The sequence below is a fragment of the Candidatus Paceibacterota bacterium genome (genome assembly GCA_028716825.1).
Classification (GTDB): Bacteria; Patescibacteriota; Minisyncoccia; order Minisyncoccales.
This window is the reverse complement of the sequence record JAQUPA010000006.1, coordinates 19,040-34,241: the sequence shown is the minus strand read 5'-3', so window position 1 is coordinate 34,241 and position 15,202 is coordinate 19,040. Positions and strand designations below refer to the sequence as shown.

Sequence of the window (15,202 nt, the reverse complement as noted above, 5' to 3'; positions counted from 1 at the left end):
AATAAAGAAACTCCAAAAAAACTTCCCTATATAGTTGTTTTTATTGATGAGTTAGCTGACATTATGGCTGCAAAGGGGAAAGAATTTGAAGCCGGAGTTGTAAGATTAGCGCAAATGTCAAGAGCTACTGGAATTCATTTAATACTTGCGACTCAGCGTCCATCAGTTGAGGTTTTAACAGGGCTTATTAAAGCCAACATTACTTCGCGTATAGCATTTAAGGTTGCCTCACAAGTTGATTCAAGAACAATTATTGATATGGCAGGGGCAGATAAATTATTAGGAAGAGGAGATATGTTATTTGTATCGGGTGAAGTTGGAAAGCCAAAGAGAGTTCAGTCAGCTCTTGTCTCTTCCAGAGAAGTTAAAAAAGTTGTTGATTATATCCAAAAGACCGAGAAAAAAACAGGTAAAGAACTTGAAGATAAATTAGTTGAGACGCTTGAAAAAGCCTCAGAACAGGAAACTTCAGAATTCGGAGATACAGGAGAAGATGAATTTTACGAGGAGGCAAAAAGAGTTGTTGTAAGAGCAAGGAAGGCATCAGCCTCACTTTTGCAACGCCGACTTAAGGTTGGATATGCAAGAGCTGCAAGGCTTCTTGATATGCTTGAAGAAAATGGTGTTGTCGGTCCTTCTCAGGGAGCTAAGCCGCGAGATGTTTATGTAGATAACGAAGAAAACAGTGAAGAGGAAGAGATTATATAATTTTTCACTTCGTTCAAATTTATGGAAAAGATAAGAGCAGTTAGTGCTATAAAAATATTAAATTCAAGAAGCGAAGAAACAATTAAAGTTGAAGTGAAATCAGAAAACTTTAAAGCTTCTTTTTCTGTGCCCCAAGGGAAAAGCAAAGGGAAATATGAGGCTATTTCTTTATCTACAGACAACGCAATAAAAAGTATAAGTAAGTTAATTGTTCCCAAAATTTTAGGCAAAGAAGTTAATTTTCAAGACATTGATAAAACTTTACTTGAGAGCGAAGGTACTCTTCAGAAGAAAGTTTTTGGAGCAAATGCAATACTTGGTGTAAGTATCGCATTGGCAAAAATTCAGGCAAAAATAGAAAAGAAACCACTCTATAAATTTCTCTCACAATTCCTAAGAAAAAAAGGAGAAAAACCAAGACTTCTTATGAACTTGATTAATGGAGGAATTCATAGTTTTGGAGGTCCTGAAATTCAGGAATATTTAATTATATTAAAAACGGAGACATTTAACGAAGGAGTTTTTCTAGGAAGCGAGATTTACAGAAGATTAGGTGAGACTCTTAAAACAAATATAGGAGATGAAGGAGGTTACGTTAAAGAGTTTGAGAACTCTGAAGAACCATTAAAAATTTTAAAAGAGATAATAGAAAGAGGAAAAGTTGAAAGTAATGTAAGTATTGGTCTTGATGTTGCAGCTTCCCAATTATTTAACGGAGAAAATTACGAATTAGATAATAAAAATTTTTCGAAAGAGAAAATAGAAGACTTTTATTTAAATCTTTCTGAAAAATATAAAATTAATTATCTAGAAGATCCTTTTTATGAAGATGATTTTGAATCTTTTAAAAATCTTAAAGCAAAGATTAAGGGATGTCTTGTTGTTGGGGACGATCTTACAGTTACCAATGTTAATCGTTTAAAAGAAGCGATTAAGGAAGATTCAATTTCTGGCGTGATTATAAAACCAAATCAGATAGGAACACTTACAGAAACTATAAAAGCAATTAATCTTGCCACAGAAAATAACATCGACGTTATTATTTCTCATAGAAGCGGAGAAACAAATGATAGTTTTATTTCTGATCTTTCTGTTGCCTGCGGAGCCTGGGGAATTAAAACAGGAGCTCCTGCAAGGGGCGAGCGAGTTGCCAAGTACAATAGATTGCTTGAGATAGAAAAAGAAAAATTGACTTAAATTAGCAAAAGAGAGATAATTAAAGAATTATTTAAAGGTCGGTGATTTAATAGAAAATATATAATATGCAAGACGAAGAACAACCAATGGGTCAGCCAACCCAATCTCAAAATCCTCAGACTTCGCCCGAAGCAACACCACCTCAGGGACCATCAAAAGATCAGCCAGTTATGCCAGACAAACCAAAAAAATCTAAAGGAGGAAAATGGTGGATAGTTTTGTTGGTGATTTTGGGTGTAATTTTACTTGCTGTTGGTGGTGCGTGGTTTTATGCAAAAAGTACTCCTCAATATTCTCTTTATATGATGCGAGAAGCTGCAAAAGCAAAAGATTACAAAAGTTTCAGTAAATATTTCAATGCAGATTCAATCATCGATGATTTATTTGATAAGTACATTGCGGAAATTCGAGAGGAATTAGTGAAACAATACGGAGAAGAACAAGCAGAAGAAGCCATACAACAACAAGAAGCGATTATAGATCAATTAAAGAAATCCCAAAACAAAGAGATGGAAAATCAAATAGAACAAGGCAACCTTCCGATTGTTCAGGATTATGGAATGGGGCTATTTAGTCTTTTTCTCAATACAAAAGTGGAAAAGAGTGGCAATGATGCTAAAGTTGCGATAAAAGATGAATCGGGGAAATCAGTTAAATTTGTAATGAGGAAAAAAAATGGATATTGGGAGATTTATAGGATAGATATGACACTTGAGGAAATTCAAGAATTAAATAAGGGTGAATCATCTACAGATACTCCGTCGACTCCAACAACTACAGAATAGTTGGTTTACGAGAAATAATTCTTTAGAATTAACTCAAAAAAAAGGGCGAAAAAATCGCCCTTTTTTGTTGAATAACTTTCTAAAATTATTTGACTAAATTTTCACAAGAGTAATAATATAAAAAAGGCCAGAATAAAAATAAATTTTAAAATGCCAAAAAGACAAAGAATAAAAGTGAAAGGCAAATGCCGTTATGTAGAGAGAGATAAAAAAGGCAGATTTAAAGATAATACAAATATTAGAAAATCAATTTGTGCGGATATGCGAAAGAAAACAAGAAAGAAAGTAAAAAGAGGTTATGGTCACTTAGGAGATGTAAAGAATTAATACTTATAAATAAGAAAACAGGCCCAGAGGGGGCCTGTTTTTTTTGACTTTTAGATTTTTTTATTCTTCTCTGTTGCTGTCAAATCCTTCTCCTCGTGGTTTCATTGGCCTTGCTTCATTAACAACTAAAGCTCTGCCTTCCACTTCTTTGCCATTTATCGTATCAACAGCTTTTTTAGCTTCTTCGTCTGTTGCCATTTCAACAAATCCAAAACCCTTGCTTCTTCCAGAATGCCTGTCTGTAATAATAGCAACGGATTCAACTGTACCTGCTTCACTGAACATTTTCTTCAAGTCGTCTTCGCTTGAACTGTAGGGGATGTTTCCTACGAAAAGTTTCTTTGCCATATTTTTTCAAATTACGGGCGCAGTTTTAACTGCTTTATCCTGTTCGACCGTGCCCGCACCCCCCACACAATAAAATTTGCGCTGAAGATGCTTACAGGAACTTATTTAGTATATCATTTCTAAATGAAAATACAATATTTCTTATGAATTTTATTTAATTTTTTATTTTGTTATAATGCAAAAAGGTCGTTTAGTTTAAATTTAAATAAAAATATGGTATCTAAAGGAAGAAGTGGTTTTAATAAAAGGCCGCAAACTCCAATTCGAAAACCGCCACGGCTTAAAGGAGAAGTTGCCAAAAGAGGAATAATGCCTTTTCGTAAAAGGTCAAAAAATAAATAATAATTTAAAAATTAAAACATGTATTACGATACAATGCCAGTATGGGTTAGTTTCTTAGTAATAATTTCAATTTTATGGACATTACCATGGAAAGGAGTTGCTCTATGGAAGTCTGCAAGGAAAGAAGATAAGGCATGGTTTATAACATTATTGATTTTAAATACCCTTGGGATATTAGAAATTTTATATATTTTTATTTTTAGCAAGAGAAAAGAAAACAAAACTTCAAAAGAATAATGTGAGAATTGGAGGCAAGATATAATTTATGATAAAATAAACTAATTTAAACATATGCTTTTAGCAATTTTGTGGCTTTTATTTTCTTACTTATTTGCTTCTATCCCTAATGGTTATCTAGTTGTAAAATGGTTTACCGGTCAGGATATAAGAAAAATTGGGAGGAAAAAAATTAGCGGTTCAAATGTAATGCACAATATTGGAATAGCCCCCGGTCTTTTATCGGGTGGTTTTGATATTTTAAAAGGGTTAATAGCTGTAAGTGGTGCTTATTATTTAGGCCTTTCTCCTTTGTTTCAGGCAATTTCTGGAATTCTTGCAGTTTGTGGGCAGATGTGGCCAATTTTTTTAAAATTTTGGGGAGGAAGAGGTGGAGCTACAAGTATTGGTGCAATGCTTGGGTTAAATCCTTTTATCGCGCTTCCCACTATTTTGTTCTGGATTTCTCTTAAGTTCATTTCAAGAGAAATGGGAGCTCCCATTGGAATGATGCTTTTTTATATTATTTGCGGCGGTGTTGGTACTTACCTTGGACATAAAGAAGTCTATATTTTTTCTTTCGTGACACTATTTTTGATTTTTTTACAAAGAATTCTTGGTGAGCCCGGAAGTTTTTCTAAAATAAAAAATAATAAAAAAATAATTTTATATAGACTGTTTTTAGATAGAGACACAAAAGAAAGAATAAAGAGTGAGAAAAAAACGTGGTAGTAAAAAATTTTTATGACAAAACAAAAAATTATTGTAGCTAATTGGAAAATGAATCCAGAAAATATTGATGGAGCTAAGGCAATTTTAAATTCTATTCGAAAAGAAATAAAAAGTAAGGAAGGAATAGAAATTATTATTTGCCCTCCTTCAATATATATAGAAGGTTTAAAGAAAGAACTTATTAAGCAGGAAAATTTAAAATTAAAACTTGGCGGGCAAAATTGTTTTTGGGAAGAAAAAGGAGCATTTACAGGAGAAATTTCTCCAACCATGCTGAGGGGTATGGGCTGTCAGTATGTAATTTTAGGCCATTCCGAAAGAAGAAAAATTTTAGAAGAAACGGATGAAATTATTTCAAAGAAGTTAAAAACAGCATTAAAAATTGGATTAAAAGTAGTTTTGTGTATTGGCGAGACAGAAGAGGATCGAAAAGAAAATTTAACATTTGACGTTTTACGTGCGCAAATTGAAAATACTATCGGATTATTATCTGGGCGTCACACAACAAATATAATTATCGCTTATGAACCGGTTTGGGCGATTGGAACGGGGAAAAATTGTAAAAGTGACGAAGCAATGAGTATTTTAATGTATATAAAAAAAGAACTTCTTAAAATACTATCTCAAAATACAGTTGATAGAATTAGCTTTTTATATGGAGGAAGCGTAAATGGGAAAAACGCAAGAAATTATATTGAAGGGGGATTTGAAGGATTGCTTGTTGGGGGAGCATCGTTAAAGCCCGGAGAATTTATAAAAATTATTGACTCCTTAAAAGAAAAACATGATAAAGAATATTTTAGAAAATAAAAAACAAAATATACTCTTGATAATTATAGATGGCCTGGGTTTATCTGATAAAAAAGAAGGAAATGCGTTTACTCTTGCAAAAACGCCCTATCTTGATTATGCCTGGAAAAATTATCCACACACAAAACTTTTATGTCATGGGAAGTATGCTGGTCTTCCAAATAATCAAGATGGTAATTCAGAAGCTGGGCATATGAATCTTGGAGCAGGAAGAGTTGTTTTGCAAGATGCAATTTTTATTTCAAATAGTATAAAAGATGGAACGTTTTTTAAAAACGAAGCTTTCCGTCAAGCAATATATCATTTAAAAAAGCATAAATCAAAATTTCACTTAATGGGTCTTTTGAGCGGTAAAGAAAGCCCACATGTTTATCCCGATCATCTTTATGGTTTGTTTGAACTTGCAAAAAGAGAGAAAATCAAACCAATTTTACATCTATTTACCGACGGCAGAGATTCTTCTCCTCATGGCTCTATCGAATTTTTAAGACACCTTAAAAAGAATTTTAAAAATGGCGAAGTTGTCGCAAGTATTGTTGGAAGATTCTATGCAATGGACAGAAAAAAGAATTGGAGCAACATTGAAAAGGTTTACAATCTTTTAACTTTAGGAAAAGGGGTTGAGGTAGAAAGCGCGGAAGACGCAATTGTAAAATCTTATAATCAGGGACTTACCGATGAATTTATTATGCCGTCAGTGATTATGAAAGACGGAAAGCCAACAGCAACCATAGATGAAAATGATATTGTAATATTTTTCAATTTAAGATCAGATAGAGCAAGAGAATTAACAAAGCCCTTTACGCAAGAAGATTTTAATACTTTAAACCCTGGTGCTTTCAAAAGAAAAAAAATACCCAAGAATATAAGATTTGTAGCAATGACTGATTTTGGGCCAGAATTATCAAAAATATTAACAGCATTTCCATCAAGAGACGTTGTAAATTCTTTACCTTTCGCCCTTTGTGAAAGAGAAGGAATTTGCGATGGAAAGCAATTATATATTGCAGAATCGGAAAAATATGCACATGTTACTTTCTTCTTTAATGGCGGTTGGTCAGTTCCTGTTGTAGGAGAAGAAACAATAAGGGTTCCTTCCCCGGATGTTGATTGTTATGATAAAACTCCAGAGATGAGCGCTGTTAAATTAACAAAGATACTGAAAGAAAAAATAAAAAAAGGAAATTACAACTTCATTTGTGTAAATTATGCCAATCCCGATATGATAGCCCATACAGGAGATTTAAAAGCTGGTATTAAATGTCTTGAAGTGTTAGACAAACTAATAAAAAGCCTAATTAATGAAGCGCTGAAAAATAATTTTATATGCGTTGTTACTTCCGATCATGGCAATATCGAAGAGATGTTAAATACCGAGACAAGAGAAGTTGATACGAAGCATTCGAAAAACAAAACCCCTTTTATTTTAATCAGTAAAGAAAAAAAATATAAAAACATAAGATTAAAAGAAGGCGTTCTTGGAGATGTCGCACCAACAATATTAGAAATTATGGGAATTAAAAAACCAAAAGAAATGACAAGAAAAGGATTAATTATGAAAAAATCAAAAATAAAATTATGGAAAAATCAAAAATAAGAATATTTAGAGATGCCCAGAAGAAAAAAATTGCTATTGGACAATTTAACTTTTCGGATATCTCACAATTTAAGGCTATTTTATCTGCCGCAAAAAAAACAAAAAAAACATTTATTTTTGGAACTTCAGAAAGTGAGAGTAAGTTTTTAACTCCGAGCCTTGCAGTTAAACTTAGAGATATAGCGGAGAAAGAATTGGGTTTTCCTGTAATTTTAAATTTAGACCATGGCAAATCTTTTTCTTATATTAAAAAAGCAATAGAGGCGGGATACGATATGGTTCACTTTGATGGTTCGAGTTTTTCTCTTAAAACTAATATAAAGAAAACAAAAGAAGTTGTAATTTATGCTAAAAAGAAAGGAGTAATTATTGAGGGAGAATTGGGATATTTAAGGGGCGGTTCTTTTTTACATAAAGATTATGCGAAGATTAAAAAGGAAGATTTAACTTCTCCTGAAGAAGCAGATTTTTTTGTGAGGGAAACGAAAGTTGACGGTTTGGCTGTAGTTATAGGTAACATTCATGGAGTTTGGGCGAAAATGCCCCACCTTGACCTTGATAGGTTAAATATGATAAAAAATAAAGTAGGCGCTAGGGCCTTTTTAGTTTTACATGGGGGGTCGGGTATTTCAAAAAAATCGATAAAAAAAGCTATCCAAAAAGGAATAAGAAAAATCAATATTAATACAGAGATTAGAATTGCCTGGAGAAAAGGCCTTGAAAAAACCCTAAACGAAAATAAAAAAGAAGTAATTCCTTATAAACTATTTCCAACAATATCTAAAGAAATCGAGAAAGTCGTTCTAGAAAAAATTAATTTATTTAATAATAGTTGATAATTTATTGCTAATTCGATATGCTATCTTTAATCGTTGAAAAAAGAGAAAAATTGAAAGAAAAAACAGATTTTTTAAGAAAGGATAATTTACTTCCTGCTGTTGTGTATGGGAAAGAACTTGGAAACATTCCTATAAAGACAAATTATAACGACTTTAGAGGTGCTTATGAAGAAGCGGGCGAGAGCACAATTATTAAATTGAAAATGAAAGGAGACAAAGAAGAAGAGTATCCCGTTCTTATAAGAGAGGTTCAAAAGGACCCTTTGTCGGGAGAATTTCTCCATGCTGATTTTTTTCAACTTCCAATGAATGAAGAAGTAGAGGTTACTGTTCCCCTTGATTTTAAAGGCGAGTCTCCCGCAGAGAAAGAATTGGGTGGTGTTTTAATTAAAAACTTGCACGAAATTGAGATAAAAGCATTGCCAAATAATCTTGTACATTCTATAGAAGTTGATGTTTCTTCACTTGCCCAGCTTGATGATGAAATTAAAATTAAAGATTTAGTTGTACCAGAACAAGTAAAAATTTTAGCCGAACCAGATGAGATAGTAGCAGTTGTTGGTAGAGTGAAAGAAGAAAAGATAGAAGAAGAGCCAGAAGAAGAGAAAATTGAAGATATTGAGGTTGTTGGCGAGAAGAAAGAGGAAGGCGAGGAAGGTGAAGAGGTGGCAGAAGGTAAAGAAGAAACAAAAGTCCCAGAAGAGGCAACAAAAAAAGAAGCAGATAAAAAAGATAATTCTAAAAAATAAAGACATTATGTCTTCAAGATCTAGTAATTGTATTTTTGCGCTCGATGTAGGATCTTCAAGTATAAGATCTATAGTAGGCGAGATTTTACCTAATCTTCCTTTGCAGATTATTGCAGCAAATACTACAGAATCTCAAGGAATTAGAAGAGGTCAGATTTTTGATCAGGACGATGCAGGAGAAGCAATTCAAACAAACATTAATGAAATAGAACAAAGGACCGGAGGTAAAATACCTAGTTTTATTGCAAGTGTTGGCGGACCACATATTCAATCTATAACCTCAAGAGGTGTTATTGCTGCTTCTCGAGCAGATGGTGAAATTACAGACGATGATGTTCAAAGAGCTATTAAGGCGGCAGAGGCTGTTTCTTTACCAAAGAATAAAGAAATTATTCACGTTATACCAAAAGAATTTATCGTTGATAAAGAAAAAGGAATCCGTGATCCTTTAGGAATGCACGGAGTAAGATTAGAAGTAGAATGCGAGGTAATCATGGCATCAACCTCTTATATTAACGGCTTTATGAAAGCTGTTGAGGAAGCAGGAAGTAGTGTAAGTGGTCTTGTTTTTTCAACTCTCGCGGCATCTGAAGCCGTACTTTCAAAGCGCCAAAAAGAACTTGGTGTTCTAGTTTTGGATATCGGGGGAAGTTCAACCGGGCTTTGCGTCTTTGAGGACGGCAATCTTCTTTCCGCTTCTGTTTTACCAATTGGTGGTTCACACATTACAAATGATGTTGCGATTGCTTTTCAATTATCAATTGAAGTTGCAGAAAAATTAAAATTAAAATATGGCATGGCTTGTGCCAATGGAGGAGGGAGGAAAGAAGAAATCAATCTTAGTGAGTTTGGCGATGAAAAGAGCGATAAAAAAATATCGCGAAAAAAATTAATTGATGTAATTGAAGCAAGAAATACTGAAATTTTAGAATTAGTTAATAAGGAACTTAAAAAAATTGAAAGAGAAAGGCTTTTACCTGGTGGTGTTGTTTTGACTGGTGGGAGTGCAAGAATACCAGGCATGGAAGAGGCTGTCAAAAAGGAACTTCATCTACCTTGCCAGGTTGGTTTTCCGTCTAGGGTTGAGGGTATTGTTGATAAGGTTGATGATCCTTCTTTTGCGACAGCAATAGGACTGCTTTTGTGGGAGATGAAAGAAAATGAAGATAAGGGATTTGTACTTCCTAAAAAATTAAAGATTGGAAATAAATTTTCCAAAGCCAAAAAATGGTTTGAGGGGCTATTGCCCTAAAGAAATAATCTGTTAAAATAAGAACCTTGGTTGTTGTTTTTATTTTTTTACTAAACTCAAAAAATTATGGAGCTTACGCATTAAATTTTTATCGCGTTGCTCAAAAAATTTATGCCACAAGTAAAACCAGAAATTGAATCTTTTGCCAGAATTAAAGTTATTGGCGTCGGAGGAGGAGGTTGTAATTCCGTTTCTAGAATGGTAAGGCAAAAGATAAAAGGGATCGATTTTATAGGGATAAACACAGACGCTCAGGCTCTTCATCATTGTAAGGCCCCTGAAAAAATTCTTATTGGAAAGAGTGTTACTCGTGGTCTTGGTGCTGGAATGAATATAGAAACAGGTAGGCAAGCGTGCGAAGAGTCAAGAGAAGAAGTAGAAGAAACTTTGAAAGGAGCAGATATGGTTTTTATAACCGCTGGACTTGGTGGTGGCACAGGAACGCCAAGCGCTCCAATTGTTGCAGATATTGCAAGAAACACAGGTGCTCTTACAGTAGCAATAGTGACAAAACCATTTTCTTTTGAGGGCGAGCAAAGAGCGTCGATTGCAGAAGATGGCCTTTCGGAGCTTAAAGATAAGGTAGATAGTTTAATTGTAATTCCAAACGATAAGGTTTTAACAACTATTGATGAAAAAGTTACATTAATTAATGCTTTCTCTTACGTTGATAATGTTTTGTCTCAGGGAGTCCAGGCAATTTCAGATCTTATTGTAAAACCCGGGATAGTAAATGTTGATTTTGCTGATGTCAAAACAATTATGAAAGATTCCGGCTGGGCATTAATGGGCATTGGAAGAGCGAAGGGAGAAAGTAGAATGGAAGAGGCAGCACACGAGGCTGTAAATTCACCCCTGATTGAAGTTTCAATTGACGGGGCTAAGGGGCTATTATTTACTATCGCTGGAGGAGAAGATTTAACAATGAGCGAAGTAAACGAAGGATCGAAGATGATTACAAAATCAGTTGATTCCGACGCAAAGATAATTTTTGGAGCTGTAATGGATGAAGCGTTAAGAAAAAACGAAGTTAAAGTTACAGTTATCGCAACTGGATTTAATAATATTCCCGAAATAAAACCAAAGATTAATAAATCAGGACTTACTTCAAGAAGAGAAGATGAAGAAGAAAAAGAAGAGAAAGACGAAGGAAGTGAATGGGACGTTCCAGCTTTTTTAAGAAGAAAAGGAAAGAACGAAGAAAAAGAAGAGAAAGATTAATTTTTTTATTTTATCTTGTTTTAAAACTAAGACCCATAAAAAAATGGTAAGATTTACTCAAATCCAAAAACGTGATGGCCGTATAGTAGATTTTGATTCAAAAAAAATAGAAAAAGCCATTCACAAAGCCTTAATTGCAACTAGTCAAGGAGATGGCGACATAGCAAAAAAACTTACTCAGAAAGTTTTAAAAACTCTCGAAGAAAAAACCAAAGGAATTCCAACGGTTGAACAGGTTCAAGATATAGTAGAGGAGGCTTTGATTTTGGGAGATTATATAGAAACAGCCAAAGCATATATTTTATACCGCGATCAGCATAGAAAATTGAGAGAAATGCGAGTTTCAATAGAAGATACAGCTGATATGGTTGATCAGTATATTGGGGAGATGGATTGGGAAGTTCGTGAAAACAGTAATATGTCTTATTCCTTGCAGGGTCTTAATAATTATGTCTCTTCCGCCATTATAAAGAAATATTGGTTAAATAAAGTTTATCCGCCCGAAGTAAGGGAAGCAGCTGCAGGTGGGGATATACACATTCATAATCTTCAGACCCTAGGTCCTTATTGTTGTGGTTGGGATCTTTACGATCTTCTTTTAAAAGGATTCGGTGGAGTTTTTGGCAAAATGGAATCAAAACCACCAAAACACTTAAGAAGTACTCTTGGTCAAATTGTAAATTTTTTCTATACACTACAAGGAGAGGCCGCTGGAGCTGAAGCGTTTAGTTCTTTTGATACATTTTTAGCTCCTTTCGTGCGTTATGATAATTTAACCTATGAACAGGTGAAACAAGCAATGCAGGAATTCCTTTTTAATTGTAATGTACCAACAAGAGTTGGTTTTCAAACTCCTTTTACTAATATTACAATGGATGTTAAGGTTCCTGAAATATTAAAAAAACAGCCGGTTATTATTGGCGGTAAGGCAAAAGATGAAACCTACGGCGAATTTCAAAATGAAATGGATTTAATAAATAAAGCTTTTGCTGAGGTAATGATGGAAGGGGATGCAAAAGGCAGACCCTTTACATTTCCAATCCCGACTTACAACATTACAAAAGATTTCAATTGGGAAAATCCCATAATTGAGCCAGTTTGGGAAATGACAGCCAAGTACGGGATTCCTTATTTTTCTAACTTTATAAACTCTGAAATGAAGCCGGACGATGTTCGTTCTATGTGTTGTAGGTTAAGACTTGATAACAGAGAACTTTATCATAGGGGAGGGGGGCTTTTTGGTTCAAACCCCCTAACCGGAAGTGTTGGAGTTGTGACAATAAATATGCCAAGGATAGGATATCTTTCAAAAACAAAAAAAGAATTTTTTGATAAACTGGGGAAATTAATGGACATAGCAAAAGAAAGTCTTGAGATTAAAAGAAAAACAATAGAAGATCTTACTGAGAAAGGACTTTATCCTTATTCCCGACATTATTTAGAGGGCGTAAAGAAGATAAGAGGAGGGTATTGGGGAAATCACTTTTCAACGATTGGACTTGTTGGTTTAAATGAAGCAATTTTAAATTTTAAACCAGTTCAGAAAAACATTGGTGCAAAAGAAGGCAATAAATTTGCAAAAGAAGTTCTAGATTTTATGAGGTCTCAAATAACTAAATATCAACAAGACGATGGGGGTCTTTACAATTTAGAAGCAACTCCCGCAGAAGGAACATCTTTTAGACTTGCCAAAAAAGACAAAGAAAAATATCCAGATATAGTAACTTCAGGCACAAAAGAAAAACCTTATTATACAAATTCTAGTCAATTACCCGTAAACTATACCGATGATATTTTTGAAGCATTGGATTTACAGGATGATCTTCAGACAAAATATACAGGAGGCACAGTTTTGCATATATTTATGGGCGAGAAAATTTCAGAAACAGCGGCATTGAAATCACTTATTAAAAAAACGTTTACAAAATATAATTTACCTTACGTTACTATAAGTCCTACTTTTTCTATTTGTCCTGTGCATGGCTATATGCCGGGCGAACATTTTGCATGTCCTAAGTGTATTATAGACCAGCCTTGTGAAGTATATTCAAGAATCGTTGGATATTTAAGACCAGTTCAGCAATGGAACGAAGGAAAGCAACAGGAGTTTAAACAAAGGAAAAACTTCAAAATATCCCAACGTATTTCATGATAATAGGTGGTTTTCAAAAAAACACTCTAATAGACTATCCTGGGAAAATCGCAGCCACAGTTTTTACTTTAGGATGTAATTTTAGTTGCCCTTTTTGCTATTCGTCAGAACTTGTTTTGCCAGAGAAAATAAAAAATCAACCGACAATTTCTGAGGATTACATATTTAATTTTCTTTTAAAGCGGAAAGATGTTTTAGATGGCGTTGTAATATGTGGGGGTGAACCAACTATTCAAAAAGATATTAAAAAATTTATTAAAAGAATTAAGTCTTTTGGTCTTTTAGTAAAAATTGATACAAATGGCTATTTACCAAAAGTTTTAGAAGAACTATTAAAAGAAAATCTTTTTGATTATATTGCAATGGACATTAAAGCGCCAAAAGAAAAGTATAAGAAATATTCGGGAAGAAATATTGATATCTCTAGAATTGAAAAAAGTATTAATTTTTTAAAATCATTACCAGAGGAAGTTGATTTTGAGTTTAGAACTACAATAGCTCCTGGAATTTCAAAAAAAGATATTTTAAGTATAGTGAATTGGATAAAGCCCGCCAAAAAGTATTTTTTACAGGAATTTCTCTCTACAAAAGAAATTATTAACCCTAATTTAAAAGAGATGCCAGTTTTATCAAGAGAAGAAATTGAAAAAATAGTAAAAGAGATATCCTTAAACTTTGATATTTGTAAAATTAGATAGAATTTGATATAAAATATAAAAACTCAAATCTGCTTTTTCGGCGGGTTTTTTATAAAAATGATTACGACCCTTGGAATTAGTGTTTTAGTTATAATTCTTGGATATCTCTTGGGATCAATTCCTTTTGCTTTTATAATAGCAAAGTTTAAAGGGGTGGATATCAGAGATAGAGCAATAGATGGAGCGAGGGGAGCTTCTTTAACATGGAGAAAAGTTGGAAAAATTTACGGACTTTTGGTTGCGGCACTTGATATTCTAAAAGGATTGATTTCGGTCTTTATTGCGCAAAAATTTTCGGGACAACCAACAGTAGTTATTCTTGCGGGATTAGCGGCAATAATTGGCCACAATTGGTCTTTATATATGAAATTTACCGGAGGGAAAGGAGCTGCAACAACGGGCGGCAGTTTGGTTTATATACTACCAGAGCAATTCTTAATAAGCTTTTTAATCATCCTTTTACCCATTTTATTTTTTTTAAGAACTAAAAAAAGTTTTATATTGCCCGGATTTAAAAAGAAGTTTAAAACAAGTAATTTTTTTAGCGGAATATTTTTTGGAGTTATGTTTATTGTTTCTTCTGCGACGAATCATTTTTCTGTTTATACTTTTTCTTCTTTAATATTTTCAGTTCCTATGTTTTTTAAAGATCGTCAGATTAAAAAAAATAATTTAAAAAAATGAAAATAATTTTATTAAAAAACGTTTCAAAGTTGGGAGAATATTTAGATTTAAAGAGAGTAAAGGCGGGATACGCCCGAAATTTTTTAATACCAAAAAAACTTGCTACTTTGGCAACAGAAGAAAAATTAAAATGGAGAGAAGGAATGCTTAAAGTTAAAAAGAAAAAAGACGAGGAAATGTCAAAATCAATCAAACAGACAGCAGAAAAACTCGGAAAATTAAAAATAGAAGTAAAATCAAAAACAGGTATAAAAGGAGAACTTTTTGAAAAAATTAGCGCACCAAAATTATTAAATATTCTTAAGAAAAAAGGTTTTGAACTTGAGAAGAAAAATATTATTTTAGAAAAACCAATTTCTAAAACAGGAATTCACGAAGTAACTGTAAAATTAGCAGAGGGAATCGAGAATAAATTTAAATTAAGTGTTATAAAAGAAGAAGAGAAAAAGAAAGTAGTTAAAAAGAAAATTGTGAAAAAAACAGTTGTGAAAAAAACAGCCAAAAAAAAGACACAAAAAAAGCAAAGTAAAAAAAATAATAAATAA

Annotated in this window: 17 protein-coding genes; 16 read left to right on the top strand and 1 reads right to left on the bottom strand. The window is 33.2% G+C overall.

Going from position 1 to position 15,202, the window contains the following annotated elements; all coding sequences use genetic code 11:
- The 4 genes from PHI88_01740 to PHI88_01725 all read left to right on the top strand — a co-directional run.
- Positions 1 to 708 (top strand): DNA translocase FtsK (locus PHI88_01740; protein MDD5551864.1); only part of this gene is annotated, 708 nt, incomplete at its 5' end.
- 21 nt (positions 709 to 729) lie between these two features.
- Entirely contained in the window at positions 730 to 1,905 is a 1,176-nt protein-coding gene (gene eno / locus PHI88_01735) for a phosphopyruvate hydratase (protein MDD5551863.1), read from the top strand.
- A 65-nt stretch (positions 1,906 to 1,970) separates the two neighbouring features.
- Positions 1,971 to 2,690 (top strand): hypothetical protein, encoded by a 720-nt coding sequence (locus PHI88_01730; protein ID MDD5551862.1) that lies wholly within the window; start codon positions 1,971 to 1,973, stop codon positions 2,688 to 2,690.
- Positions 2,691 to 2,840: 150 nt separating this feature from the next.
- Positions 2,841 to 3,017, top strand: coding sequence for a hypothetical protein (locus PHI88_01725; protein MDD5551861.1), 177 nt, complete (start codon positions 2,841 to 2,843; stop codon positions 3,015 to 3,017).
- Positions 3,018 to 3,077: 60 nt separating this feature from the next.
- Here PHI88_01725 and PHI88_01720 read toward each other — a convergent pair whose 3' ends face one another.
- Positions 3,078 to 3,365, bottom strand: coding sequence for an RNA-binding protein (locus tag PHI88_01720; GenBank protein ID MDD5551860.1), 288 nt, complete (start codon positions 3,363 to 3,365; stop codon positions 3,078 to 3,080).
- 360 nt (positions 3,366 to 3,725) lie between these two features.
- Here PHI88_01720 and PHI88_01715 point away from each other — a divergent pair, with 360 nt between their 5' ends.
- The 12 genes from PHI88_01715 to rplI all read left to right on the top strand — a co-directional run bounded on the left by PHI88_01715 (position 3,726) and on the right by rplI (position 15,202).
- Positions 3,726 to 3,944 (top strand): DUF5652 family protein, encoded by a 219-nt coding sequence (locus tag PHI88_01715; GenBank protein MDD5551859.1) that lies wholly within the window; start codon positions 3,726 to 3,728, stop codon positions 3,942 to 3,944.
- Positions 3,945 to 3,998: 54 nt separating this feature from the next.
- Positions 3,999 to 4,655, top strand: a complete 657-nt coding sequence (locus tag PHI88_01710) for a glycerol-3-phosphate acyltransferase (protein ID MDD5551858.1) — start codon at positions 3,999 to 4,001, stop codon at positions 4,653 to 4,655.
- 12 nt (positions 4,656 to 4,667) lie between these two features.
- Entirely contained in the window at positions 4,668 to 5,465 is a 798-nt protein-coding gene (gene tpiA / locus PHI88_01705; protein MDD5551857.1) for a triose-phosphate isomerase, read from the top strand.
- Positions 5,440 to 7,062 carry a 2,3-bisphosphoglycerate-independent phosphoglycerate mutase gene (gene gpmI / locus PHI88_01700; protein ID MDD5551856.1) on the top strand — a complete coding sequence of 541 codons (1,623 nt, stop codon included), beginning with the start codon at positions 5,440 to 5,442 and terminating at the stop codon, positions 7,060 to 7,062. Before tpiA ends, gpmI begins: the two co-directional genes overlap by 26 nt.
- The gene (locus PHI88_01695; GenBank protein MDD5551855.1) at positions 7,044 to 7,898 is read left to right on the top strand and encodes a ketose-bisphosphate aldolase; all 855 of its coding nucleotides are present in this window, start codon (positions 7,044 to 7,046) and stop codon (positions 7,896 to 7,898) included. The genes gpmI and PHI88_01695 overlap by 19 nt, the downstream gene beginning before the upstream one ends.
- A 20-nt stretch (positions 7,899 to 7,918) precedes the next feature.
- Complete coding sequence (locus PHI88_01690; protein ID MDD5551854.1) at positions 7,919 to 8,650, top strand: 50S ribosomal protein L25; 732 nt, start codon at positions 7,919 to 7,921, stop codon at positions 8,648 to 8,650.
- A 7-nt stretch (positions 8,651 to 8,657) separates the two neighbouring features.
- Positions 8,658 to 9,902, top strand: a complete 1,245-nt coding sequence (ftsA, locus tag PHI88_01685; GenBank protein ID MDD5551853.1) for a cell division protein FtsA — start codon at positions 8,658 to 8,660, stop codon at positions 9,900 to 9,902.
- A gap of 111 nt (positions 9,903 to 10,013) precedes the next feature.
- Complete coding sequence (gene ftsZ, locus PHI88_01680; GenBank protein ID MDD5551852.1) at positions 10,014 to 11,123, top strand: cell division protein FtsZ; 1,110 nt, start codon at positions 10,014 to 10,016, stop codon at positions 11,121 to 11,123.
- Positions 11,124 to 11,166: 43 nt separating this feature from the next.
- Positions 11,167 to 13,275, top strand: coding sequence for a ribonucleoside triphosphate reductase (locus PHI88_01675; protein ID MDD5551851.1), 2,109 nt, complete (start codon positions 11,167 to 11,169; stop codon positions 13,273 to 13,275).
- Complete coding sequence (locus PHI88_01670) at positions 13,272 to 13,973, top strand: anaerobic ribonucleoside-triphosphate reductase activating protein (GenBank protein ID MDD5551850.1); 702 nt, start codon at positions 13,272 to 13,274, stop codon at positions 13,971 to 13,973. The genes PHI88_01675 and PHI88_01670 overlap by 4 nt, the downstream gene beginning before the upstream one ends.
- Before the next feature lie 57 nt (positions 13,974 to 14,030).
- Positions 14,031 to 14,657: a glycerol-3-phosphate acyltransferase gene (locus PHI88_01665; protein MDD5551849.1), complete on the top strand. Its 627-nt coding sequence runs from the start codon at positions 14,031 to 14,033 to the stop codon at positions 14,655 to 14,657.
- On the top strand, positions 14,654 to 15,202 hold the full coding sequence (gene rplI / locus PHI88_01660; protein ID MDD5551848.1) for a 50S ribosomal protein L9: 549 nt from the start codon (positions 14,654 to 14,656) through the stop codon (positions 15,200 to 15,202). The genes PHI88_01665 and rplI overlap by 4 nt, the downstream gene beginning before the upstream one ends.

What these genes read in the sequence shown, in the direction of transcription:
- eno (MDD5551863.1), top strand. Translation starts at nt 730, where the DNA reads ATGGAAAAGATAAGAGCAGTTAGTGCTATAAAAATATTAAATTCAAGA.
- PHI88_01730 (MDD5551862.1), top strand. Translation starts at nt 1,971, where the DNA reads ATGCAAGACGAAGAACAACCAATGGGTCAGCCAACCCAATCTCAAAAT.
- PHI88_01725 (MDD5551861.1), top strand. Translation starts at nt 2,841, where the DNA reads ATGCCAAAAAGACAAAGAATAAAAGTGAAAGGCAAATGCCGTTATGTA.
- PHI88_01720 (MDD5551860.1), bottom strand. Translation starts at nt 3,365, where the DNA reads ATGGCAAAGAAACTTTTCGTAGGAAACATCCCCTACAGTTCAAGCGAA.
- PHI88_01715 (MDD5551859.1), top strand. Translation starts at nt 3,726, where the DNA reads ATGTATTACGATACAATGCCAGTATGGGTTAGTTTCTTAGTAATAATT.
- PHI88_01710 (MDD5551858.1), top strand. Translation starts at nt 3,999, where the DNA reads ATGCTTTTAGCAATTTTGTGGCTTTTATTTTCTTACTTATTTGCTTCT.
- tpiA (MDD5551857.1), top strand. Translation starts at nt 4,668, where the DNA reads ATGACAAAACAAAAAATTATTGTAGCTAATTGGAAAATGAATCCAGAA.
- gpmI (MDD5551856.1), top strand. Translation starts at nt 5,440, where the DNA reads ATGATAAAGAATATTTTAGAAAATAAAAAACAAAATATACTCTTGATA.
- PHI88_01695 (MDD5551855.1), top strand. Translation starts at nt 7,044, where the DNA reads ATGGAAAAATCAAAAATAAGAATATTTAGAGATGCCCAGAAGAAAAAA.
- PHI88_01690 (MDD5551854.1), top strand. Translation starts at nt 7,919, where the DNA reads ATGCTATCTTTAATCGTTGAAAAAAGAGAAAAATTGAAAGAAAAAACA.
- ftsA (MDD5551853.1), top strand. Translation starts at nt 8,658, where the DNA reads ATGTCTTCAAGATCTAGTAATTGTATTTTTGCGCTCGATGTAGGATCT.
- ftsZ (MDD5551852.1), top strand. Translation starts at nt 10,014, where the DNA reads ATGCCACAAGTAAAACCAGAAATTGAATCTTTTGCCAGAATTAAAGTT.
- PHI88_01675 (MDD5551851.1), top strand. Translation starts at nt 11,167, where the DNA reads ATGGTAAGATTTACTCAAATCCAAAAACGTGATGGCCGTATAGTAGAT.
- PHI88_01670 (MDD5551850.1), top strand. Translation starts at nt 13,272, where the DNA reads ATGATAATAGGTGGTTTTCAAAAAAACACTCTAATAGACTATCCTGGG.
- PHI88_01665 (MDD5551849.1), top strand. Translation starts at nt 14,031, where the DNA reads ATGATTACGACCCTTGGAATTAGTGTTTTAGTTATAATTCTTGGATAT.
- rplI (MDD5551848.1), top strand. Translation starts at nt 14,654, where the DNA reads ATGAAAATAATTTTATTAAAAAACGTTTCAAAGTTGGGAGAATATTTA.